Below are 23,241 nucleotides of genomic sequence, written 5' to 3' on the forward strand. Positions count from 1 at the left end.
TTATTGGCTCTAGGAGGGCAACTATATGATAAAAGTCGGAATTAACGGATTTGGAAGAATCGGCAGATTGGTATTTCGAGGTCTTTTGGAAAGAGATGATTTAGAAATAGTTGCAATTAATAATCCGAGCGGAGTTGAAACGGCTGCATATTTATTGAAATATGATACTGTTCATGGAAGATTGGGAAAATCGGTTGAAATCGACGGTGAAGATTTAATTGTAGATGGGAAAAGAATTCATGTATTTATGGATCGTGATCCGTCGAAGTTGGACTGGAGTAAATACGGTACTCAAATAGTTGTTGAATCTACCGGAAAACTTAAAGATAAAGAATGTGCAGGACAACATATAAAAGGCACTGTTAAAAAAGTTGTAATTACAGCTCCGGGAAAAGGCAGTATTACAACTATCGTTATGGGTGTAAATGAAGATGTTTATAATCCTGAAAAAGATCACGTAGTATCCAACGCTTCATGTACAACGAATTGTTTAGGACCTGTTGTAAAAGTTCTTCAAGAAAATTTTGGAATAAACTACGGTTTAATGACAACAATTCATTCGTATACAAACGATCAAGCCATTTTGGAAAAAGCTCATAAAAAAGACATTAGACGTGGACGTGCTGCCGCAGAAAATATGATTCCTACAAGTACAGGTGCCGCAAAAGCCATCGGAATTGTTATACCGGAATTGAAAGGTAAATTAAACGGACTGTCTGTAAGAGTTCCGACTTCTGACGTATCTATGGTTGACTTAACGTGTGAGCTTAAGAGTAAAGTAACTGTTGAAGAAGTAAATGCAGCATTTAAAAAAGCATCTGAGAGCCAAATGAAAGGAATTCTTGCATACACTGATGAGCCTTTAGTTTCGAGTGATTTTAAAACAACTGATGTAAGTACTACAATAGACAGTTTATTAACTATGGTTATGGAAGATAAAATGGTAAAAGTTATTGCATGGTATGATAACGAATGGGGTTATTCCATGAGAATTATTGATTTAGTAGCATTTATTGCATCAAAAGGATTATAAAATATGCAAAAGAAAACTATTTATGATGTTGATGTAAGAAACAAGAAAATTTATTTACGTACAGATTATAATGTTCCGCATAATGAGTACGGTATTACAGATGACAGAAGAATAAGAGCAACAATTCCTACGTTGAGATACCTTATTAAAGAAGGTGCATCAATTGTTATTGCAAGTCATATGGGAAGACCTAAAGGTGAAGTAAAAAGAGAATTGTCACTTAAACCTGTTGCGGAAAGATTATCTGAATTATTGGGACAAAAAGTATATTTTGCCGATGACTGTATAGGTGAAGAAGTTGAAATAAAAAAATCTCAACTGAAGCAAGGTGAAGTACTTTTGCTCGAAAATTTAAGATTCCATACAGAAGAGGAAAAAAATGATTCTGAATTCGTGGAACAGTTGATAAAAGGTTGTGAATTGGCCGTAAACGATGCTTTCGGTGTATCGCATCGTATGCACGCTTCAATTGCAGGTGTAGGTAAAAAATTACCTATGGTGGCAGGATTATTGCTGAAAAAAGAAATAGATTTTTTAGGAGGACTTATGGAATCTCCTGAGCGTCCATTTGCAGCAATTATTGGAGGCGCTAAAATAAGAGATAAAATACAAGTAATTGCAAATTTAATGGAAAAAGCCGATGTTATTTTAATCGGTGGCGGTATGGCAAATACTTTCGTAGCGGCGGAAGGCTATGACATGGGACAGTCTCTTCAAGATAAAGACAGATTTGATTTGGCACGTGACTTAATGGATAAAGCGAAAGAAATGGGTTCGGTAATTATGTTGCCGGTGGATTTCAAAGCCGGAGATTCATTTTCTTCAAATGCAAAAACAAAAGTTTTGGAAGCAAATGAATTTGAAGATCCGTGGATGGCGCTGGATATAGGGCCCAAGACAATATCTAAGTATGTAGAAGTTCTGAAAAAGATGAAAACGGTAGTATGGAACGGACCTATGGGTGTTTTTGAAATGAAACCTTTTTCAGACGGTACATTTACTATAGCTGAAGCGATTGCAGAATTGGATGCTAAAACTGTTATAGGTGGAGGAGAATCTGCATCTGTTGTGGATCAGTTGGGAATTGAAGATAGATTTTCTCATGTATCTACAGGCGGAGGTGCATCATTGGAAATGTTAGAAGGAATGATTTTGCCGGGCGTTGCAATTTTACAAGATAAGGAGTAATTTGTATGCGGTCCATATTAATTGCGGGAAATTGGAAGATGAATTTCACCGAAAAGCAAGCTATAGATTTTTTAAAGAATTTGAATATTGAAAATAAAAATATAGAACTTTTAATATGTCCGCCGTTTATCAGTATTTCAGCTATGAGTAAAATACTGAAAAACAGTTTTATAAAATGGGGTGCGCAAAATGTGTATCCTGAAAAATTTGGAGCTTTTACCGGCGAAATTTCTCCGATTATGCTTTCTGAACTTGGATGCAGTTATGTTATTTGCGGGCATTCGGAAAGAAGAGATATTTTTAATGAAAACAATGAAATAATAGTTAAGAAAGTATTATCCGTTATTGATGAAAAGATGACTCCCATACTTTGTGTAGGAGAAAATGAAAAAGATATAAAAGAAGGAAAAGCGTTATTAAAGATAAAAACTCAAATCGAATCTGTATTTTCAAAAATAAGTAAAAATGAAAAAATAATACCTGTTGTTGCATATGAACCTGTTTGGGCTATAGGTACCGGAAAATCCGCAACACCGGAATATGCACAAAAAATTGCACAAAATATAAGAAATTATATTGCAAATATACATGGTGAAACATATGCAGAATCTGTGAGAATTTTATACGGAGGAAGCGTAAACAGTTTGAATATATCTGATTTCATAAAAGAAAAAGATATAGATGGAGCTCTTATTGGAGGAGCAAGTTTAGATACAGCTAAATTTAGAGAAATATATAATAAAGTTATTTTGACTCAAGGAGTATAATGATGGCTGCAATTAATGAAATACATGCACGTGAAATATTGGATTCCAGAGGAAATCCTACGGTTGAAGTAGATGTTTTTTTGGAAGACGGTTCATATGGAAGAGCTTGTGTTCCTTCGGGAGCATCAACAGGTATTCATGAAGCTGTAGAACTTAGAGATAATGATGAGGAACGTTATCTAGGCAAGGGTGTGCTCAATGCAGTTGAAAATGTAAACGGTGAAATTGCAGATGCATTGATAGGATGGGAAATTACAGACCAAAGAGGTCTTGATCAAATATTGATAGGCTTGGACGGAACTGAGAACAAAAAGAGATTAGGTGCCAATGCAATTTTGGGTGTATCTTTGGCAGCAGCAAATGCAGGTGCAATTTCTTGCAGATTACCGTTGTATCAATATTTGGGAGGTATAAATGCTTGCAGACTACCTGTTCCTATGATGAATATTATAAACGGCGGAGCTCATGCAGATAATAATGTAGATATACAAGAAAGCATGATTATGCCTGTAGGAGCCAAATCATTCAAAGAAGCATTGATGATGTGTTCCGAAGTATATCATTCTTTAAAAAATGTATTAAAAAAACAAGGACTTTCAACCGCAGTAGGTGATGAAGGAGGATTTGCTCCTGATTTATCATCAAATGAATCTGCAATGGAAATGATTTGTGAAGCAATTGTGAAAGCAGGTTACTCTGTAGGCGGAGATATTGTTTTAGCAACAGATGTAGCAGCATCTGAACTTTTAAAAGATGACGGATTATATTATTTAACCGGTGAATCAAAAGCTAAAACTGCTGAAGAAATGATTGAATTTTATGAAAATCTTGTTTCAAATTATCCTATTGTATCTATTGAAGACGGCTTGGCAGAAGATGACTGGGACGGATGGTCATTAATGACAAAAACTTTAGGTAATAAAGTTCAGTTGGTAGGTGATGATTTATTTGTCACAAACACTGAACGTTTGAAAAAAGGAATTGATTTAAAAGTCGGAAACTCAATTTTAATTAAATTAAATCAAATCGGAACTCTGACAGAAACTTTTGACGCTATACAGATGGCACATCGTAACGGATATACAACGATAATTTCACATCGTTCTGGTGAAACTGAAGATACATCTATTGCAGATATAGCTGTTGCGATGAATGCAGGACAAATAAAAACCGGAGCTCCTGCACGTACTGAAAGAGTAGCGAAATATAATCAATTGTTGAGAATAGAAGAAATTCTTGATACAGATGCTTTATATGGCAGTTTGGAAATAAATAAATTAAACAGATTTAAATAACATTTCTTAAGTAGCACTTTTATGTAAACATTAAATTTTGAATCAAATGAAACATAAAAGTGCTACTTTTTTTAGTTAATAGAAAAATAAAGATAAATAAATGATTTTTTTAATAAGGCAATAAATTTTTTTTATATATTTTTTTATTAATGTAGTCAATTTTGTATCTTACATAAGTATTTTTTAATTATCTGAGTAGTAGTGAGACTTATAACAAAAAATCATATATTTTAACCAAAACAATTCGATTTATGAATATAAAAAGCGCCATATAATTTAGGTTGTTATGATAAAAAATATTAACTAAAATCAAAAATTAAAGAGGTTGGTCATAAAAGTATAATTTTTTTAATATAAAGAGATTAAAAAACTCTTGAAAAACTGAATTTGTGTGCTATTATAGCAGTATCATTTTACACAATATATAAATAATTTTTAATGTTGTAATTTGTTATTAAACTTTGCGGAGGGTTTATTGTGAGAAATTGTGTGTTGATTATAGAGAAAGACATAAATGTAGCACATTTTATTCAGGGGAAATTGGAAGAAGCTGATTTTACTTGTTTAGTTGATTATAGTGGAGAAGCAGCTGTAGATCTTGCGGGACAAAAACAAGTAGATGTAATTATTTTAGATTCCGATTCATTGGACATCGAAGGTTCAAAATTGATTTCAGATGTCAGAGCCGTAAGTTCTTTGCCGATTGTTGTTATTTCATCGGATGCAGATGTTGAAAAGAAAGTTCAACTTTTTGAGTCCGGTGTTGATGATTACTTGGTAAAACCATATGCAACGAAAGAACTTGTTGCAAGAATTCATGCATTGTTGCGTAGACATAAAGAACCACAGATTGTCGTAGATCCTTCTTTCAATATTCAAGATTTGTATATATATCCTGAAAGACATGAAGTGAGAATAGGTGAAAATGTTATTGAGTTAACTAAGAAAGAGTTTGACTTATTATTGTTTTTAGTTAAAAATAAAAACAGAGTGCTCAAGCGTGATGAAATAATGAAAAAAGTTTGGGGATATGAGTATTCCGGAAAAACTAATATTGTAGACGTTTATATTAGATATATTCGTAGCAAAATTGATGAAAAATTCGGCAAAAAGTATGTTCATACCGTACGTGGAATAGGTTATGTTGTAAGAGATTGAGAGTTTTATGATACGTCAAGTTATAATTGTAGAAGGAAAATCTGATGAAGCACGCATAAAGCAAGCGGTAGAAGCAGATGTAATAACGACCGGAGGGTTATCCCTCCGGTCTGTTGTTGTTGAAGAAATTAGATTTGCTTATGAAAAACGTGGTATTATTATACTTACAGATCCGGATGGACCCGGAGAAAAAATTCGTAAGCGTTTAACTCGTCTTTTTCCTGATGCTTTGCATGCATTTATACCGAAATCAAAAGCATCTACTTCAAAAGATGTAGGTATTGAAAACGCAAGTTGTGAATCTATACGTGAAGCTTTATTAAATTTAAAAATTAATTATCAAAAAGATTCAAAAGAATTTTCAATGAAAGATTTAATAGAAAATAATCTTTCGGGTGCTGAAAAATGTGTTGAAAAACGTAATAAAGTAGGTGCATTATTAGGAATCGGTTATGGAAATTCCAAGCAATTTTTAAAAAAATTGAATCATTTCGGAATTACTCGAGATGATTGGAATAAAGCTATACGTATGTGTGGAGATGAAAATGATTGAAGTAAATTTGGCTGACAAACAAGTTGTATATTATTTAATGAAAAGATTCGGTATAAGAACAAAGCACAAGTTGGGACAAAATTTTTTAATTCGTCCGGATATTGTTAAGGAAATTGCATATGCAGCGGAACTTAATGAAAATTCAAATGTAATGGAAATCGGTTCAGGCATAGGAACTTTAACACAAGCTTTGGCACAAACAGGAGCCAATGTAATTTCTTTTGAAATTGATAAATCGTTAGAAAACATATTACAACATACATTAGAACCATATACTAATGTAAAAATAATTTTTGAAGATGTTTTAAAAGCTGATTTATATAAAATTTTAGATGGTAAGAATTGGAGTGTTGCAGCTAATTTACCGTATTATATAACTACACCTATTCTTTTATATTTAGTTCAATCCGATTTTCCGATATCCACATTTGTATTTATGATGCAAAAAGAAGTTGCAGAAAGGATTTCTGCAAAACCGGGGACAAAAGCATATGGTGCATTGTCTATAGCAGTTCAATTTTATTGTGAAGTTGAACATATTATGGATATACCTCCTACTGCATTTATACCAAGACCGGCTGTAACATCTACTATACTTAAAATGAAAAAGAGAGATAAACCTGCAGTTGAGGTGAATGATAAAAAATTATTTTTCAGATTGGTAAAAATGGGTTTCGGACAGAGACGAAAAGTTTTCACAAATGCTATGAAATCCGGTGGAATTCCTAAAGATATGATAAATGAAATTCTATTTAAAGCGGGTATAGATGGTAAAAGACGCGGGGAAACTTTTTCTATGGAAGAATATGCACGTTTGGCAAATGAGTGGAATAATTTGATAAAATAAAAGAATGAGGAAACTCATTCTTTTATTTTGTTTAATTGACAATAGTGATTATACATTAATTTTATGATATAATTTATTACTAATATGTATATTTTTATATATTTATTTTATAGGGAGGCCTTAATGAAAAAGAAGCTAACGATTTTTGCAATTGTAGTAGTTATTGTTTCTCTCATTTTTTTTGTGTATTGGAAATTTTTTACTCAGCATGATAAAAAAGTAGAATATGTTTTAGGTAATGTGACCAGGGGAGATATAGTATCAACGATTGATGCTACAGGTACAATTCAACCGGTAAACAGAGTTGATTTGTCAACGGTTTTATCCGGAACTCTGGAAAAAGTTATGGTAAAACAAAACGATTATGTAACAAAAGGTCAAGTGCTTGCAACTGTTTTTTCAAGAGGTATAGGTGATGCATTTCATCAAGCACAAAATACATTGATTAATAAAGAATCTTATTATAACAGAATGCAAAAGCTTTATGATGAAAATGCAATTTCACTGCAAGCGCTTGAAAATGCCAAGTTGGATTATCTTAACAGTAAAGCTTTATATGAAAAAGCCAAAACCGATATGGATGAGACTGAAATTGTGGCACCTATAGACGGGTATGTAATAGGCGAACCTATGAAAGAGGGTACAACTTTATCACAAGGACTTTCGAGTCAAATGGTAATTATGACTATTGCAGATTTTTCTTCTATGAGAATAGAACTTTTAGTAGATGAAACGGATATAGGTTTGGTAAAAATCGGACAGTATGTAGAATTTACCGTAGATGCATATCCGGGGAAAATATTTCATGGAAAAGTTTCAGATATTTCACGGAAAGAAAAACAAAAAACGGGTGCTGCCGCAGCTGTAGTTCATTATACTGTTTATGTAGATGTTGATGATAACGATAAAGATGGATTGTATCCTTCTATGACGGCAAGAGCATCTATAAGAGGAAATGAGAATAAAAATGCTTTGAAAGTTCCGGTTACAGCTATAAGAAGTGACGTAAACGGTTCTTATGTATATAAACAATCGGGTAAAACTTTGGAAAAAGTATATGTAACAACCGGTTTAACATCTGAAACCGAAATTGAGATTTTGTCGGGGTTGGCTGAAAACGATAAAATTGTAGTAAGTGGAGTTGTAGAACAAGAAAAAACTGAAGTTTCAGCAAAAGAAAAAGTTGGACATCAGGGTAAATAATATGAATAACAAATGTAAAAATATCATTAAACTGGATAAAATTGAAAAGAAATATATTATAGGAACACAAGAAGTTTCCGTATTGAAAAATATTTGTATGTCTGTTTCTAATGGAGAGTTTTTATCTATTATGGGAGCATCAGGTACAGGAAAGTCTACATTGATGAACATTATGGGATGTTTGGACAAGCCTACATCAGGTTCATATTTGTTGGACGGTAATGAAGTATCTGATTTGTCTGAAGATGAATTGGCATATACACGTAACAGAAAAATAGGTTTTGTGTTTCAGGGATTTAATTTGTTACCCAGATTATCCGCTTTAAATAATGTTATATTGCCTACGGTTTATGGTGGTACATATAAGCAAGATAGAAAGGCTCGTGCAATTAAAATTTTAGAAGGATTAGGGTTAAAAGACAGAATACATCATATGCCTTCCGAATTGTCAGGAGGTCAAAAGCAGCGTGTAGCAATAGCACGTGCATTGATGAATGATCCGGCTATTATTATGGCAGACGAACCTACAGGTAATTTGGATAGTCGTTCAACTAAAGAAGTTATGGAAGTTTTTTCTCAATTAAATGAATTAGGTAAAACCTTGATTCTTGTTACTCATGAAGATGATGTTGCCGAATATGCAAAAAGACATATAATACTTTCGGACGGAGAGATTTATAAAGATATACGAGGATCTTTGTGATGAATAATATTTATGTTGAAAGTTTGTGGATGGCATGGGATGCAGTAAAAAGTAATAAATTACGTTCCTTGCTTACGATGCTTGGAATAATTATAGGAATTACTGCCGTGATTGTTTTGTTGGGATTGGGGTTTGGAATTCAAGACAGGATAGAAGGTAAAATTTCAGGACTCGGTTCAAATATAGTTGCAATACATCCGGGAAGCAGAAGTAAGTACGGTAGCGAAAGAACAGGGGCTTTGGAAAGCTTATCTTATAAAGATTATTTAGCTATAAAAAAGTTACCGAACATAAAAAATGCATCTCCGTTAGTGCATGGACAATATGTGGCTGTAAACGGTAATAAAAATTGGAATACCGATATATCGGGAGTTAATTCCGAATATATTACAATGACAGATCAAAAATTGATAGAAGGAAGACTTTGGACTGAAAAAGAATATGTTAATCGTGAAAGAGTAGTTGTTTTAGGTAAGACTGTGGCAAATAATCTTTTTGGAGAAATATCTCCGATAGGTAAAAAAATTCGTGTAAATAATATGCCGTTTACTGTTATAGGTGTTCTTGAACCTAAAGGTTTGTTATTCGGTTTTGATCAAGATGATCGTATTTTGGCTCCGTTCAGTACTGTACAGGAACGTATAGTTGGAATAGATTACTTAAATGCTATAGTTTTAACTTATTCATCTATAGAAGTTATGCCTCAAGTAGAAGTTGATGTAACAAATTTGCTTAGGGCAAAACACAGATTAATTGGAAGTGCAGACAATGATTTTACTATAATGAACTCAAGAGATTTAATGAATTTCTTGGGAGATACAACTCAAATGCTTACTTTATTTTTAGGAAGTATTGCAAGCATTTCACTACTTGTAGGCGGAATAGGTATTATGAATATAATGCTTGTTTCTGTAACTGAACGCACAAGAGAAATCGGGATAAGAAAAGCTTTGGGGGCAACTTATAATATGATTGTTGCACAATTTCTTATAGAAGCGATATTTATAAGTCTTTCAGGTGGAATTATAGGAATGATTTTAGGTGTAAGTGCAACTAAATTGGTGGGGTTGTTAACGGGGATAAAAACTGTAATTTATTTCGGTCCTATAATAGGTTCATTTATATTTTCGGTTGCTGTGGGATTGGTTTTCGGTCTTTATCCGGCACAAAAAGCTGCAAAATTAAATCCTATAGATGCATTACACTATGAATAAAAGAAGGAATGACAGTTTCCTTCTTTTTTATATGGACAATTTTCTGTTATAATAATTTGTAATTGATATTGATATGAGGAGGAAAATATGGATTTTTCTATTACACTCGAACAACGTGAACTTATAGATTTGGCAAGAAATATTTCAGAAAACGAAATAGCGCCACGTGCTTTGGAAATTGATAAAACAGGTAAAATGGATTCTGTATTATTGGACATATTGAAAAAAACAGGTATGACAGCTTTGGCAATTCCTAAAGAATATGGAGGTGCCGGGCTCGATTTATTAACCGTTTCAATGATTACTGAAGAATTAAGCAAAGGTTGTGCAGGTGTTGCAACTATTTGTATGGCTAATGCCTTAGCAAGTTATCCTGTTTTAATTGCAGGTACTGAAGAACAAAAAAGCAGTTTTTGCAATTTTATTAATAATGGTGGAATTGCTGCTTTTGCACTTACAGAACCGGGTGCGGGTTCCGATGCGGGTGCAGTAGCCTGTCATGCTCAAAAAGTGGATGGTGGGTATATACTGAACGGTACGAAATGTTTTATAACAAACGGTTCGATTGCCGAAAAAATAGTAGTATTTACAAATACAAGAAAAACCGGAGGAATTAGAGGGTTAACGGCATTTATTGTAGATTCAAATTCAAAAGGTGTATCTATAGGTAAAGAAGAAGATAAAATGGGTATACGTGCATCTACAACATCTGAAATTATATTTGAAGATTGTTTTGTTCCTGAATCTTCGAGATTGGGGCGTGAAGGTATGGGATTTAAAATTGCAATGAAAACACTTGAAAAATCTCGTCCTGTTGTAGGCGCATTATCTGTAGGTATTGCACAAGCATCATTGGAATCTGCAGTTCGTTATGCACATCAGAGAAAACAATTCGGTAGTAAAATATCATCATTTGAAATGGTGCAAGATATGATTGCGGATATGGTTATAAAAACCGAATCGGCAAGAGCATTGGTACAAAAAGCATGCTGGATGCTTGATAATGATATGCCGTCAAAAGGAATTTTTTCACCTATGGCCAAAGCTTATGCATCTGATGTAGCGATGGAAGTAAGCACAATATCGGTGCAAGTTATGGGTGGAAACGGATATTCAAAAGAAAATCCCAATGAAAAATATATGCGTGATGCAAAAGTTATGCAAATTTATGAAGGAACAAATCAAGTTCAAAAGATAGTAATTGCAAATGGAGTAAGATATTGATATAATACAGAAAAGCAATGATGAAGACGTGATTTGAGTCGGTATTCGCAAAGGGATTCGGCGATAGTGGGACGCCGGAGGAATATTTCAAATCTATTCACTTCTGAGTATTTATTTGAAAATAAGTAGAATAAACGGTTGGCTGCGTTACAAGCTTAAGAGTACAAAGTAGGGTGGTACCGCGGATATTATTCGCCCCTTTTAGGGGCGTTTTTTTATTTCTTAAATTTTTCGGGAGGAAAGGAAATGGACAAAAAATTAATTGAAGAGCTGACAAAGAAAGCTGAAGAATTATCAGGTAAAACCAAGCAGCTCGGTGAAAGCGATTCATATTCTTCTGTTAGAGCGGAAATATCCGACGTTCTTTCAAAAATAAAAAAATTATCGGATGAAGAAAAAAATAGTTTAACCGATGTTGCAAATGAATTGCATTCAAATCTTTTGGAGTCTTTAAAGAAAGATTTAAATAAAATGCAAAATGATGCAAAGCTGAAAATAGTAAAATGTATCGGTGAAAAAGAGCTTCAAGAAATAAGAATTTCTTTTTTAGGTAAAAAGGGTAAACTTACTTCTATACTTCGCAGTATGAAAGATTTAAGAGGGGGAGAACGTCCCGTTATTGGAGCAATTGCAAATGAAGTAAGAGAAATGATTGAAAGCTTGGAAAAAAATAAAGTTCAAGAATTTAAACAGCAAAGATTGAAAGCACGAATTGAAAAGGAAACTGTAGATATTACTTTACCTGCAAGACATCATAAAATAGGGCATATCCATCCATTAAATAAAGCTATGCGATTAATAATGGATACATTCATTCGTATGGGTTATTCTGTAGAAGAAGGACCTGAAATTGAAAAAGATTACTATAATTTTTATTGTTTGAATTTGCCAAAAGATCATCCGGCACGTGATATGCAAGATTCTTTCTATATAACACCGGACATTCTTTTAAGAACACATACATCTCCCGTTCAAGCCAGAACAATGCAAAGGCATGAACCGAACAGTCCGATAAGAATGATTGCGGCAGGCAAAGTGTTCCGTTGGGATAATGATGCAACACATTCACCTGTATTTCATCAAGTAGAAGGGTTGGTAGTTGATAAAGGAATTTCTTTTGCAGACTTAAAAGGAACATTGGAAGTATTCCTTAAAAATTTATTCGGTTCAGATACACGAATTCGCTTCCGTGCAAGTTATTTCCCGTTTACAGAACCGAGTGCTGAAGTAGATATTGCATTTTCAACGAAGAATGATGAACCGGATTGGTTGGAAATTTTAGGTTGCGGAATGGTTCATCCAAATGTTTTGAGATTGAATGGTTATGATCCTGAAAAAGTGAGCGGATTTGCATTTGGTATGGGTATAGAACGTATAGCAATGTTGTTATATGGAATTGATGATTTGAGACTGTTCTATGAAAATGATATGAGATTCTTGAAACAATTTTAATAAGGGGGATATATAAATGAACGTTTCTTTAAAATGGCTTGCAACTCTTGTTGATATACAAGGGATAAATGCAGAAGATATGGCTGAGACATTAACTGTAGACGGGATTCCTGTTGAGCATGTAGTATATCCTGCTAAAGGTATAAGTAATGTGAAAACGGGTAAAATATTAGAAATAGAAAAACATCCTGATGCAAATAAATTAGTTGTTTGTCAATTGGATATCGGTGAAAAAGATACTATACAAATAGTAACAGGAGCCTCGAATGTAAAGGTTGGTCAAATTGTTCCCGTGGCTTTGCACGGTGCACATTTACCTGCTAAACATGATGCAAGCAAACCAGGAGGATTGGCAAAAGGCGATATAAAAATAAAAAAATCCAAACTAAGAGGTGTACAATCTGATGGAATGATGTGTTCCGTTGGGGAATTGGGGCTTGACTGCAACTTATTTATAGGAGTGGAATCTGAAGGCATTATGATATTGCCTGAATCTACACCCATAGGAATAGATTTTACAACATTGTATGATTTGGATGATGTAATTTATGAAATGGAGCTTACTGCAAATCGTGCAGATTGCTTCAGTATGATAGGAATGGCAAGAGAAGTCGGAGCCATTTTTAAAAGAAAAGTCAATTTACCTGAAATATCTATTGAAGAAAAAGGTGAAACTATTAAAGGCAGAGCAGATTTGGCAATTGAAAATCCGGAATATTGCTCTAGATTCGGTTTAAGACTTATTGAAAATGTAAAAATAGGCAGATCACCTGAATGGATAGAAAACAGATTGCGCAGTAACGGTATAAGACCTATTAATAATGTTGTAGATGCTGCAAATTATGTAATGCTTGAAATGGGGCAACCGTTGCATACGTATGATTATGATAAAATAAGCGGACATTCATTAACTTGCAGACATGCAAAAAAAGATGAAGTGATTATTACTCTTGATGAAAAAGAAAGAAAATTATTACCGACAGATTTAGTTATAGCAGATGAAAAAGGTCCGGTTTGTATTGCAGGTGTAATGGGTGGATTAGATTCTGAAGTAACAAATAAAACAAAAAACATTTTGTTGGAATCTGCAGTTTTTGACAGTGCATCAATTCGTAGAACATCTCGTAGATTAGGACTAAGATCTGAAGCATCCGGACGATATGAAAAAGGAGTAAATCCTGAAGCGTCTTTAGATGCCTTAAACAGATTCTGTCAAATTCTTTTGGAACAAAATGCATGTACTGTTGCAAGAGATATATTGGATTTGTATCCGGTTCCGAAGGAAAAGCAAACGGTAATTACAACTGTAGAAGAGATAAATAAATATATCGGGATGAATATTCCGAAAGAAACAATAATTGATATATTGACACGTTTAAGTTTTACTGTTGAAGAAAAAGAAAATAAATTAAAAGTGGAAGTGCCTTTATTCAGATTGGATATAGAATCAGGAATGCCGGATTTGGCTGAAGAAGTTGCACGAGTATACGGATATTCAAAAATACCGAATACAACACCGTGGAGTGCAATTGTTAAAGGTCGAATGACAAAAGAGATGGAAACTCTTATAAAAGTACAAAACAGTTTGATAGAAAACGGAATGACTGAAACTTTAACATATAGTTTTATGCACAAGAATGCATTAAAGTTATTGAATTACACTGAAAAAGATTTTGTAAATAAAGCAATTCCGATTATAAATCCTATATCTGAAGAATACCCTGTTATGAGAACGACATTACTTCCGGGGCTTTTCAGAACATTGAAATATAATTTATCACAGAAAAATAATAATTTAGCAATTTTCGAAACAGGTAAAGTATATTATCCGAAAGAATTACCGTTGAAAGAATTGCCCGAAGAAGTTGTAATGATATCAGGACTTTTGTGCGGAAATACCGAAAATGAAGGTTATCCTAACGAAGTAAAAAAATATGATTTCTATGATATAAAAGCAATTGTTGAAAATGTTCTTAGTAATATAGGTATAAAGAATTATGAAATAAGACGTTCGTCACATCCTACTCTTCATCCCGGTATTTCAGCAGAATTTGTAAAAGATGGTTGTGTATTGGCAATTTTCGGTGAAATTCATCCTAATGTACTTGATGTTCTTAACATTAAAGAAAAAGTTTTCGGCTTTATTATGGAACTCAAGAATTTGGATAAATATGCCGATGAAAAAATTATTTATAGTAAAATTGCAAAATATCCTGCAGTAGAACGTGATTTGGCAATAACAGTACCGGTATCAAAATCCAATAACTACGTTGAAAATATTATTTGTAAGGCCGCAGGTAAATATTTGGAAAGTTTAAAATTGTTTGATTTATATCAAGGTGAACAAATTAAATCCGGTTATAAGAGTATGGCATATTCTTTAAAATTCAGGCTTAAAGACAGAACTTTAACGGATGAAGAAGTAAATCAATGGATAAACAAAATAATTGAAGAACTTTCAAAAGAAGATATTTCATTACGTGAATAACTTAATAAAAAATAATATCGGAGTAAGAAATTTCTTACTCCGATATTATTTTCTTGATTTTTTTATGTTGATTATATTAACTACTTTTTTGCCGGCTTTATTTATTTTTCTTCCTGTATTTTTTATTTTATGCATTGTGGTGGATTTTGTATTTGTTTTAGGTTTCATATCTAAAGGTAAATTAAAATTGCCTCTTTTAACCGTTGTTGCACGAATTTGTTCCGGAGATAAAGCAGCACGGAAAATCTTCATTGCTTTAGATGGTAATAAATCTTTATTGAAAAGATATATATCTATAGATGCATAATTTAAAAAAGGATATATCCTCAAAGAAATATAAGATTGATTTCCGTAAACTATTGCAAGTAAATCTGTGTCTGTTTGCAGAATGAAGTTTTTTATAATTTCCATATTTATATCTTCAGCTGCTTTTGTAAGTGTAGCGATTATTTGATCTTGCTGCATTAAATTTTCAAAGTTGCAGCGATAACAATCAATTAGTAATTGTTTACCTATATATTGTTTCATATTTTTTCCTTTGTTTTTATTTTTCATTATAACAATTATAAGATTAAAAATCCACTAATTGTCGATAAAGATGGAACTTTTCAGTCATTTGAAAAAAGTATTTCAATTACGGTATTGAAAGCTGAAAAAAATATTGATATTTTAATATATATGCGATTTAATTATTTCAAATAAAGAATTTAGTAAGGATGATAATAATGGTAATAAAATATGAATTGATTGCAAAAGATGAACATACCGGAGCACGTGCAGGTTTATTACATACTCCGCATGGAACATTTAAGACTCCGATGTTTATGCCGGTCGGAACACAAGCGACTGTAAAGACATTGACACCTCATGAACTTAAAGAAATGGGAGCGCAAATTATTTTAAGTAATACATACCATTTATTTTTAAGGCCGGGAACCGAGCTTATAAAAGAAGCAGGTGAATTGCATTCTTTTATGAATTGGGATGGAGGCATTTTGACCGATAGCGGTGGATTTCAAGTTTTCAGTTTAGGGAAAATGCGAAAAATTACTGAAAAAGGAGTATATTTCAGATCACATTTGGACGGTTCAAAAAGATTTCTTTCTCCTGAAGTTGCCGCACATGCGCAAGAAAATTTAGGTAGTGATATAGCGATGGCTCTTGATGAATGCATTCCGTATCCTGCAGATTATGAATATAGCAAAAAATCTACAGAACGAACCACAAGATGGGCGGAACGTTTTGTAAAAGCACATACAAGAACCGATAGAGGAATGTTCGGTATAATTCAAGGAGGAATGTATAAGGATTTAAGAAAGCAAAGTGCAGATGAAATTTGCGGATTGCCTTTTGACGGAATTGCAATCGGAGGACTTTCTGTAGGCGAACCGCTAGAATTGATGTATGAAATATTGGAATACACAACACAATTTATACCTGAAAACAAAGTAAGATATTTAATGGGAGTAGGTACACCCGACTGTCTTGTTGAAGGTGTTGCACGTGGTGTAGATATGTTTGATTGTGTATATCCTACACGTGTTGCACGTAACGGAATGGCAATGGTAAAATCCGGCAGAATGAATATGAAAAATAAAAAATATGAAAAAGATTTTTTACCGTTGGATATAACATGCGGATGTTACACATGTAAAAATTTTACCCGTTCCTATATACGTCATTTGTATAAAGCGGAAGAAATATTGGCATTTAGATTGGTAACAATACATAATTTATATTTTTTATTACAATTTATGCGTGATATGAGAGATTCGATTATTAATGGAAGTTTTGTTGATTTTATGAAAAATTTTAAAGAAAATTATGCAAGATAAAATAAAATAAAGACAAAGTAAAAAAGCTATGATACAATAAGTCTGTAATTAAATCTCAGGAGGTGAATGTTTTGGAAGATATTACCGCCATTGTAACCAGATTTTGGCCATTTGTTTTAGTTTTGGCATTTATTTATTTCTTTATGTACAGACCGCAGAAAAAGAGACAAAATGAAAGAGACGTTTTCTTGAACTCTTTGAAAAAAGGTGATGAAATTATTACTTTCGGTGGGGTCTATGGTATTATAAAGTCAATAAGAGATAAATATGTTGAACTTGAAATAGCGCATAAAATAGTTGTTCGTGTTGATAAGCAAGGTATTGCACAATTCAGTAAATCGAACAATAAAAGTAATGTGAAAACAAAATCTGCTGAACCGGTTGAAGTAGTAGAAGAAATAGTTGAAGTCGATAATCCTGAAGATGTCGGAACTGAAATTATTGAAGAAGTGGAAGATAATAATGCCAAATCAAAAAAAGAGGAAAATAAGTGATGCAACCCGATGCTGATATTTCTCTTTACAAGAAGGAATTGCGTAAGAGGATGCTCGCCAAAAGGCGAGCTCTTTCTGTTATAAATACTAAAATAAAAAACGGAAAATTTTTTAGTAAATATATAAAAGAACTTGATATTTACAAGAAATCGTCAAAAATTTTAGCTTATTTAGCTATGGAAGGCGAGCCGGATTTGGATGAATTTATTAGATATGCTTTAATTGATGGTAAATCAGTATATGTACCTGTTTGTGTTGATAAACAAAATATGTTTGCAGCACGTATTAATTCTTTTGAAGATTTGGAAATTGGAATGTATGATATTCGTACATTGTCGTATCCATATGAAATTGCAAAACCGGATGAAATTGATTTGGTATTAATTCCATCTGTTGCTTGTGACTTAAGAGGTAACAGGTTAGGCATGGGAAAAGGATATTATGACAGATATTTGACTGAAATACCTTATAAAAAACGTATAGCGGTTATTTGGAGTTTTCAAGTAATACACAATGTACCTATTGATAAATTTGATAGAAAAGTAAGTAAAATAATAACTGAAAAAGGTGAAATTTTGTAAAGGAGTTGAAATTTTGGAACAGAAAAAATTAATTCCGATAAAAAAAGGGGCGTTGGCTCGATTTTTCGGAGTTATAATTGTAATAATTGCGGTGTTTGCTTTTACTGTAGGTCGGCTCGCCGGAAATATAAGACAGGGACTTGATTTACAAGGCGGAACACATATAGTTATGCAAGCGGAAGATACACCGCAGAATAAAGTTACAAATGAAGCTATAGGGCAAGTAATCAATATTATGCAAAAGCGTATAAATGAAATGGGATTAACGGAACCCATAATTCAGCGTGAAGGCGGAAATAGAATAATAATTGAATTGCCCGGTGAAAAAGATCCTAAAAAAGCTATTGAAACTATAGGTAAAACTGCTGTTTTGGAGTTTAAAGATGAAGATGGTAATGTAAAACTTACCGGTGAAGATTTAAAAAATGCAAAAGAACAAGTAGGACAAAATAAATCTCCACTTGTAGCACTGGAATTTACAGAAAACGGAGCAACTAAATTTGCAAATCTTACGGCTGCAAATATCGGAAGACACATAGGCATATATCTTGATGGAGAAATGCTTACAAATCCTGTAGTTAATGAAGCAATTACCGGAGGATCTGCAGTTATATCAGGACAAAGAACTCTTGAAGAAGCAAAAGATTTGGCAATTTTATTAAGAAGCGGTGCTTTGCCTGTTAAAATGTCTGTCTTGGAAGTAAGAACCGTAGGACCTTCTTTAGGACAAGATTCAAAAGATAAATCTGTAACTGCATTTACTATAGGATTATCCTTAATTGTTTTATTTATGTTATGTATGTATCGTGTTGCAGGATTTGTGGCTAATGTAGCACTGCTTGTTTATGTACTTATTTTGCTCGAAATATTAAGTTTATTAAATGCAACATTAACGCTACCGAGTATTGCAGGTGTTATTCTTTCTATAGGTATGGCTGTAGATGCAAATATACTTATTTTTGAAAGATTTAAAGAAGAAATCGAAAGCGGAAAAGTTTTAAGAATGGCTATTCACTCAGGATTTAAGAGAGCTTTTACTACAATTTTTGATGCTAATATGACAGTAATCATAACTTCGTGTATATTGTTCTTTTTAGGAAGTGGAACTGTAAAGGGGTTTGCTTTTTCGCTAGGATTGGGTGTAGCCATATCAATGTTTACTGCAATAACTGTAAGTCGTACTTTATTGATGATGCTTATAGATGCGTCTTGGATTCATAATCCCTGGTGGTTTGGTGGAAAGAGGGGTTATGAAAAATGAGCAATTTCAATGTAATAAAACACTCTAAAGTATGGTTTACAATTTCCGGAATATTGGTAATATTGTCTTTTATTGCGATATTTATGTTTAAATTTAATTTCGGTATAGATTTTACCGGAGGAACAATTTTAGATTTGGAATTTAAGCAAAATGTTACAGTTCAACAGGTAAGAGAAGAATTGCGGAATAATGATTTGGAAACAAGCACAATTCAACTTCTTGGAGATGGACATGAAGATTCCGGTAAAAATGTAATGATTCGTACAAAAAATCTTTCATCTGAAGAATCCCAAAAAGTAATTGAAAATATAAAAAAGGGAATCGGAGATGTTGATGTTAAACGTATGGAAACAGTAGGTGCTGTAATAGGATCCGAAGTTACAGAAAATACACTTTTAAATGTAGGATTTTCATTCCTGGCCATGATAATTTATATGACGGTAAGATTTGAACATAAAATTGCAATTTCATCAATAATTGCTATTTGTCATGATATACTCATGGTGTTAGGTGCTTTTGCAATATTTCATTTAGAAGTAGATGCCTCATTTTTGGCTGCGGTATTAACAGTTTTAGGATATTCGATGAATGAATCGGTAGTTATTTTCGATCGTATTCGTGAAAATATTCATACACATAAAAGAACTGACAGTTTCGCAAAATTGGCAAATGACTCTATACATCAGACTATTCACAGAAGTATGTATACACTTTCAACAGTTTTATTTGCAACAGGTGCATTATATTTCTTTGGTGGGGACACAACAAAAAACTTTGCATTGGTAATGTTGATAGGGTTTATCTCCGGAGCTTATTCATCAGTATGTATCGCTACATCTTTATGGGTAAAATGGCATGAACGTGTAGCTAATAAATAATTAAAAGCCGAAGATTTTATCTTCGGCTTTTAATGCAAAACGTGATAAAATATAAATATTGGAGGTATATATGGATAGACAACTTTCTATAGAATTTGTAAGAGTAACAGAGCAAGCTGCACTTAGAAGTGCAAAACTTATGGGAAGAGGAGATAAAGAAGGTGCAGATCAAGCGGCCGTTGACGGAATGCATCAGCAATTTGCGATGATACCTATTTCGGGGACAGTTGTTATCGGCGAAGGTGAAATGGATGAAGCACCTATGCTTTATATAGGTGAAAAATTAGGTAAAGGTGGAGAAGAAGTAGATATTGCCGTAGATCCTGTTGAAGGTACAAATTTAGTGGCAAAAGGGAAACAGGGAGCAATAGCTGTACTTGCCATAGCACCGAAGGGATGTCTGCTTCATGCACCCGACATGTACATGCAAAAAATTTGTGTAGGACCACGTGCAAAAGGATGTATAGATATAAATGCATCTATAACTGAGAATCTAACTAATGTAGCAAATGCTATGAAAAGAAAAATTTCAGATTTAGCAGTGGTTATTTTAGATAGAGAACGTCATGCAGGAATTATAAATGAAGCAAGAAAAGCAGGTGCAAGAATATGTCTTATATCAGATGGTGATGTAGCACCTTCAGTTGAGTGCGGAATACAAGGCAGCGGTATACATATGGCAGTAGGTATCGGAGGCGCACCGGAAGGAGTATTGGCAGCTGTAGGTTTAAAATGTTTAGGTGGAGATATGCAAGCAAAATTAATCCCACAAAATGAAGAACAAATTAAACGAATGCATGCAATGGGAATTAAAGATGTAAATAAAGTTTTATATATGGACGATTTGGTAAAAGGTGATGATTGCATATTTACTGAAACTGCAATAACGGATTGCTTTACTATGAAAGGTGTAAAATATTTCGAAGGTGGGGCAAAAACGAGTACGTTGGTACTTAGATATAAAACAGGGACCGTAAGATTTATTGAAACTGTACATAGATTTGGAAGTTCAAAAACTGAAGTTATTTTATAAATGCAAATTTACAATAAAATTACTCTGGAGTTTAAATTGTTAGACTTTCAGGGTAATTTTATTGTATTTATTTACATAAAATATAAATATAAAATTGTTGTAACATAAACTGTTCTGATTTATAATCTAAAGGCAGCACGTTTATATTTAAATAATATTTACAATAGGAGAAAATATGAGTGAAATTTTTGATTGGATATATTCGATAGTTGTTGCTGTTTTTTTAGCTATGTTGATACATATATTCGTATTTGTTCCGACAAAAGTCGACGGGCAATCAATGTATCCTACTTTACATGACGGACAATATTTAATTGTATCTAAAATAGGTCATGTTTTTAGAAATGTTCCGAATTATGGAGAAATAGTAATTATAGACAGCAGAACCGAACGATCACGTTCATGGTTGGATGATATACAAGAACCTATGAAAAATTATCTTTCTATTTTTGATAAAAACCAAGCAAGTCACGTTGTATGGGTGAAAAGAGTAATTGGTAAAGCAGGTGACAAACTTGAATTTCATAACGGGCATGTATATCGAAACGGAAATTTACTTGAAGAAACTTATATAAATGAACCTATGGAATTTACTATGGAAGGAAGTTATACAGTTCCCAAAGATTGTGTTTTTGTTATGGGTGATAACAGAAATCATAGCAGTGACAGCAGATTTATAGGTGCAGTTCCCGTAGATCATGTACTTGGAACGTTATTATGTTCTTTGTGATTTATACAGACGTTTACAATGAGTATGTTATAATTAAATTTATATAATTGTATGAGGTATTTAAATGGCACATTGCAATGAAAATTTTTTAAATTTACAAGGCGCTTATTTATTTGAAAAAATAAGGAAAAAACAAGAACTTTATAAAGCCGGAAATCCTGAAGCTCAAATAATTTCTCTTGGTATCGGAGATGTTACGCAACCTTTGATACCTGCTGTAGTTGAAGCTATGACAAAAGCTGTTTCAGAAATGGGTGTTAAGGAAACTTTTAGAGGTTATGGACCTGAACAAGGATATGTTTTTTTAAGAAAAGCAATTGTAGAAAATGATTTTAAAAAGCGTGGATGCAATATAGATATTGATGAAATATTTGTAAGTGACGGGGCAAAATGTGATATAGGTAACATTCAAGAAATTTTTTCAATTAAAGATACAGTAGCTGTAAGCGATCCCGTATATCCGGTATATGTGGACAGCAATGTAATGGCAGGTAGATCCGGGAAGTTTGTTAATTCAGGATTTTCAAAAATAGAATATTTGGAATGTTTTGAAGAATGTGATTTTAAATCATTATTACCTTCACATGATCCGATGCTTATTTATATTTGTTCTCCGAATAATCCGACAGGTGCGACACTAAACAAAAAAGAATTGAAGCTGTGGGTTAAATATGCAAAACAAACGGGCTCTGTTATTTTATTTGACTCTGCATATGAAGCTTTTATTACCGAAGACAATATTCCTCACAGTATCTATGAAGTAGAAGGCGCAGAAGAAGTTGCGATAGAATTCAGATCTTACTCTAAAACTGCCGGTTTTACAGGAGTAAGATGTGGATATACTGTTGTTCCTAAAGCGTTGAAATTAGAAACAATAAAAGGAGAAAAGGTGAGTGCAAATGAACTTTGGCATAGAAGACAAAGTTCAAAATATAACGGTTGCTCATATATAGTTCAGCGTGGGGCAGAAGCTATATATTCAGAAGAAGGAAAGAAACAAATTCAACAAACTTTAGACATTTATAAGAAAAACTCAAATACTATTTTGAACGGAATTAAAGCAATAGGATTGAATGCATCCGGAGGTGTAAACAGTCCATATATTTGGGTTTCCGTGCCTTGTGGAATGAACAGCTGGGAATTTTTTGATTTTCTTCTTGAAAAAGCACAAGTCGTATGTACGCCGGGGGCAGGATTCGGACCTTGCGGGGAAGGATACATAAGATTGACTGCTTTTAATACTCCGGAAAAAACAGAAGAAGCTATGAATAGATTAAAATCGGTATTGAATTGCAGAGGATGAA

The 23,241-nt window shown here is 33.1% G+C and carries 22 protein-coding genes and 1 other annotated feature; of the genes, 21 read left to right on the forward strand and 1 reads right to left on the reverse strand.

Translation table 11 applies throughout. The annotated features are described in order from the left end of the window. Positions 1-25: 25 nt before the first annotated feature. The 13 genes from gap to pheT all read left to right on the forward strand — a co-directional run bounded on the left by gap (position 26) and on the right by pheT (position 15,125). Entirely contained in the window at positions 26-1,033 is a 1,008-nt protein-coding gene (gap, locus tag HMPREF9083_RS05725; protein WP_007556447.1) for a type I glyceraldehyde-3-phosphate dehydrogenase, read from the forward strand. A gap of 3 nt (positions 1,034-1,036) precedes the next feature. Then, positions 1,037-2,221, forward strand: coding sequence for a phosphoglycerate kinase (locus HMPREF9083_RS05730; RefSeq protein ID WP_007554221.1), 1,185 nt, complete (start codon positions 1,037-1,039; stop codon positions 2,219-2,221). Between the two features lie 5 nt (positions 2,222-2,226). Then, positions 2,227-2,988: a triose-phosphate isomerase gene (tpiA, locus tag HMPREF9083_RS05735; RefSeq protein WP_007556448.1), complete on the forward strand. Its 762-nt coding sequence runs from the start codon at positions 2,227-2,229 to the stop codon at positions 2,986-2,988. Between the two features lie 2 nt (positions 2,989-2,990). Beyond that, the gene (eno, locus tag HMPREF9083_RS05740; RefSeq protein WP_035062742.1) at positions 2,991-4,283 is read left to right on the forward strand and encodes a phosphopyruvate hydratase; all 1,293 of its coding nucleotides are present in this window, start codon (positions 2,991-2,993) and stop codon (positions 4,281-4,283) included. 477 nt (positions 4,284-4,760) lie between these two features. After that, entirely contained in the window at positions 4,761-5,441 is a 681-nt protein-coding gene (locus HMPREF9083_RS05745; RefSeq protein ID WP_007556450.1) for a response regulator transcription factor, read from the forward strand. A gap of 7 nt (positions 5,442-5,448) precedes the next feature. Beyond that, entirely contained in the window at positions 5,449-5,994 is a 546-nt protein-coding gene (gene rnmV, locus HMPREF9083_RS05750; RefSeq protein ID WP_007556451.1) for a ribonuclease M5, read from the forward strand. Further along, positions 5,987-6,841, forward strand: coding sequence for a 16S rRNA (adenine(1518)-N(6)/adenine(1519)-N(6))-dimethyltransferase RsmA (gene rsmA / locus HMPREF9083_RS05755; RefSeq protein ID WP_035062743.1), 855 nt, complete (start codon positions 5,987-5,989; stop codon positions 6,839-6,841). Before rnmV ends, rsmA begins: the two co-directional genes overlap by 8 nt. Positions 6,842-6,964: 123 nt before the next feature. Beyond that, positions 6,965-8,044 carry an efflux RND transporter periplasmic adaptor subunit gene (locus HMPREF9083_RS05760; protein ID WP_035062745.1) on the forward strand — a complete coding sequence of 360 codons (1,080 nt, stop codon included), beginning with the start codon at positions 6,965-6,967 and terminating at the stop codon, positions 8,042-8,044. 1 nt (position 8,045) lies between these two features. Continuing rightward, on the forward strand, positions 8,046-8,747 hold the full coding sequence (locus HMPREF9083_RS05765) for an ABC transporter ATP-binding protein (protein WP_007554184.1): 702 nt from the start codon (positions 8,046-8,048) through the stop codon (positions 8,745-8,747). Beyond that, positions 8,747-9,961, forward strand: coding sequence for an ABC transporter permease (locus tag HMPREF9083_RS05770; RefSeq protein WP_007556455.1), 1,215 nt, complete (start codon positions 8,747-8,749; stop codon positions 9,959-9,961). Before HMPREF9083_RS05765 ends, HMPREF9083_RS05770 begins: the two co-directional genes overlap by 1 nt. A gap of 87 nt (positions 9,962-10,048) precedes the next feature. Then, complete coding sequence (locus tag HMPREF9083_RS05775; protein ID WP_007556456.1) at positions 10,049-11,185, forward strand: acyl-CoA dehydrogenase family protein; 1,137 nt, start codon at positions 10,049-10,051, stop codon at positions 11,183-11,185. An 8-nt stretch (positions 11,186-11,193) separates the two neighbouring features. Then, positions 11,194-11,388 (forward strand) — a binding site (T-box leader). Positions 11,389-11,431: 43 nt separating this feature from the next. Next, the gene (gene pheS, locus HMPREF9083_RS05780; RefSeq protein WP_007556457.1) at positions 11,432-12,637 is read left to right on the forward strand and encodes a phenylalanine--tRNA ligase subunit alpha; all 1,206 of its coding nucleotides are present in this window, start codon (positions 11,432-11,434) and stop codon (positions 12,635-12,637) included. Positions 12,638-12,653: 16 nt separating this feature from the next. Beyond that, positions 12,654-15,125 (forward strand): phenylalanine--tRNA ligase subunit beta, encoded by a 2,472-nt coding sequence (gene pheT, locus HMPREF9083_RS05785; protein ID WP_007556458.1) that lies wholly within the window; start codon positions 12,654-12,656, stop codon positions 15,123-15,125. Positions 15,126-15,170: 45 nt separating this feature from the next. On the opposite strand, the gene HMPREF9083_RS05790 is transcribed toward pheT, so the two are convergent. Next, positions 15,171-15,653, reverse strand: coding sequence for an S-adenosylmethionine decarboxylase family protein (locus tag HMPREF9083_RS05790; protein ID WP_007554168.1), 483 nt, complete (start codon positions 15,651-15,653; stop codon positions 15,171-15,173). A 194-nt stretch (positions 15,654-15,847) separates the two neighbouring features. Here HMPREF9083_RS05790 and tgt point away from each other — a divergent pair, with 194 nt between their 5' ends. The 8 genes from tgt (at position 15,848) to HMPREF9083_RS05830 (ending at position 23,240) form a co-directional block, all read left to right on the forward strand. Continuing rightward, the gene (gene tgt, locus HMPREF9083_RS05795) at positions 15,848-16,960 is read left to right on the forward strand and encodes a tRNA guanosine(34) transglycosylase Tgt (RefSeq protein WP_420864489.1); all 1,113 of its coding nucleotides are present in this window, start codon (positions 15,848-15,850) and stop codon (positions 16,958-16,960) included. Positions 16,961-17,022: 62 nt separating this feature from the next. Continuing rightward, the gene (gene yajC / locus HMPREF9083_RS05800) at positions 17,023-17,454 is read left to right on the forward strand and encodes a preprotein translocase subunit YajC (RefSeq protein WP_007556461.1); all 432 of its coding nucleotides are present in this window, start codon (positions 17,023-17,025) and stop codon (positions 17,452-17,454) included. After that, positions 17,454-18,035, forward strand: a complete 582-nt coding sequence (locus HMPREF9083_RS05805) for a 5-formyltetrahydrofolate cyclo-ligase (protein WP_007556462.1) — start codon at positions 17,454-17,456, stop codon at positions 18,033-18,035. The genes yajC and HMPREF9083_RS05805 overlap by 1 nt, the downstream gene beginning before the upstream one ends. Before the next feature lie 37 nt (positions 18,036-18,072). Continuing rightward, complete coding sequence (gene secD, locus HMPREF9083_RS05810) at positions 18,073-19,296, forward strand: protein translocase subunit SecD (protein ID WP_420864490.1); 1,224 nt, start codon at positions 18,073-18,075, stop codon at positions 19,294-19,296. Beyond that, a complete protein-coding gene (secF, locus tag HMPREF9083_RS05815) occupies positions 19,293-20,174 on the forward strand; it encodes a protein translocase subunit SecF (protein ID WP_007556464.1) in 882 nt (293 codons plus the stop codon). The genes secD and secF overlap by 4 nt, the downstream gene beginning before the upstream one ends. A gap of 70 nt (positions 20,175-20,244) precedes the next feature. Then, positions 20,245-21,207 carry a class II fructose-bisphosphatase gene (gene glpX, locus HMPREF9083_RS05820; RefSeq protein ID WP_007554245.1) on the forward strand — a complete coding sequence of 321 codons (963 nt, stop codon included), beginning with the start codon at positions 20,245-20,247 and terminating at the stop codon, positions 21,205-21,207. A gap of 175 nt (positions 21,208-21,382) precedes the next feature. Then, a complete protein-coding gene (lepB, locus tag HMPREF9083_RS05825; protein WP_007556466.1) occupies positions 21,383-21,937 on the forward strand; it encodes a signal peptidase I in 555 nt (184 codons plus the stop codon). A gap of 64 nt (positions 21,938-22,001) precedes the next feature. Next, a complete protein-coding gene (locus tag HMPREF9083_RS05830) occupies positions 22,002-23,240 on the forward strand; it encodes an LL-diaminopimelate aminotransferase (RefSeq protein WP_007556467.1) in 1,239 nt (412 codons plus the stop codon). The last annotated feature ends 1 nt before the right edge of the window (position 23,241 follow it).

Source organism: Dialister micraerophilus DSM 19965 (genome assembly GCF_000194985.1).
In the GTDB taxonomy this organism is placed as follows: Bacteria; Bacillota; Negativicutes; order Veillonellales; family Dialisteraceae; genus Dialister; species Dialister micraerophilus.

Coding starts and splice junctions, on each gene's coding strand:
- lepB (WP_007556466.1), top strand. CDS start 21,383: ATGAGTGAAATTTTTGATTGGATATATTCGATAGTTGTTGCTGTTTTT.
- eno (WP_035062742.1), top strand. CDS start 2,991: ATGGCTGCAATTAATGAAATACATGCACGTGAAATATTGGATTCCAGA.
- HMPREF9083_RS05790 (WP_007554168.1), bottom strand. CDS start 15,653: ATGAAACAATATATAGGTAAACAATTACTAATTGATTGTTATCGCTGC.
- HMPREF9083_RS05770 (WP_007556455.1), top strand. CDS start 8,747: ATGAATAATATTTATGTTGAAAGTTTGTGGATGGCATGGGATGCAGTA.
- secF (WP_007556464.1), top strand. CDS start 19,293: ATGAGCAATTTCAATGTAATAAAACACTCTAAAGTATGGTTTACAATT.
- HMPREF9083_RS05765 (WP_007554184.1), top strand. CDS start 8,046: ATGAATAACAAATGTAAAAATATCATTAAACTGGATAAAATTGAAAAG.
- rnmV (WP_007556451.1), top strand. CDS start 5,449: ATGATACGTCAAGTTATAATTGTAGAAGGAAAATCTGATGAAGCACGC.
- HMPREF9083_RS05730 (WP_007554221.1), top strand. CDS start 1,037: ATGCAAAAGAAAACTATTTATGATGTTGATGTAAGAAACAAGAAAATT.
- HMPREF9083_RS05805 (WP_007556462.1), top strand. CDS start 17,454: ATGCAACCCGATGCTGATATTTCTCTTTACAAGAAGGAATTGCGTAAG.
- HMPREF9083_RS05775 (WP_007556456.1), top strand. CDS start 10,049: ATGGATTTTTCTATTACACTCGAACAACGTGAACTTATAGATTTGGCA.
- tpiA (WP_007556448.1), top strand. CDS start 2,227: ATGCGGTCCATATTAATTGCGGGAAATTGGAAGATGAATTTCACCGAA.
- pheT (WP_007556458.1), top strand. CDS start 12,654: ATGAACGTTTCTTTAAAATGGCTTGCAACTCTTGTTGATATACAAGGG.
- glpX (WP_007554245.1), top strand. CDS start 20,245: ATGGATAGACAACTTTCTATAGAATTTGTAAGAGTAACAGAGCAAGCT.
- rsmA (WP_035062743.1), top strand. CDS start 5,987: ATGATTGAAGTAAATTTGGCTGACAAACAAGTTGTATATTATTTAATG.
- HMPREF9083_RS05760 (WP_035062745.1), top strand. CDS start 6,965: ATGAAAAAGAAGCTAACGATTTTTGCAATTGTAGTAGTTATTGTTTCT.
- pheS (WP_007556457.1), top strand. CDS start 11,432: ATGGACAAAAAATTAATTGAAGAGCTGACAAAGAAAGCTGAAGAATTA.
- HMPREF9083_RS05830 (WP_007556467.1), top strand. CDS start 22,002: ATGGCACATTGCAATGAAAATTTTTTAAATTTACAAGGCGCTTATTTA.
- gap (WP_007556447.1), top strand. CDS start 26: ATGATAAAAGTCGGAATTAACGGATTTGGAAGAATCGGCAGATTGGTA.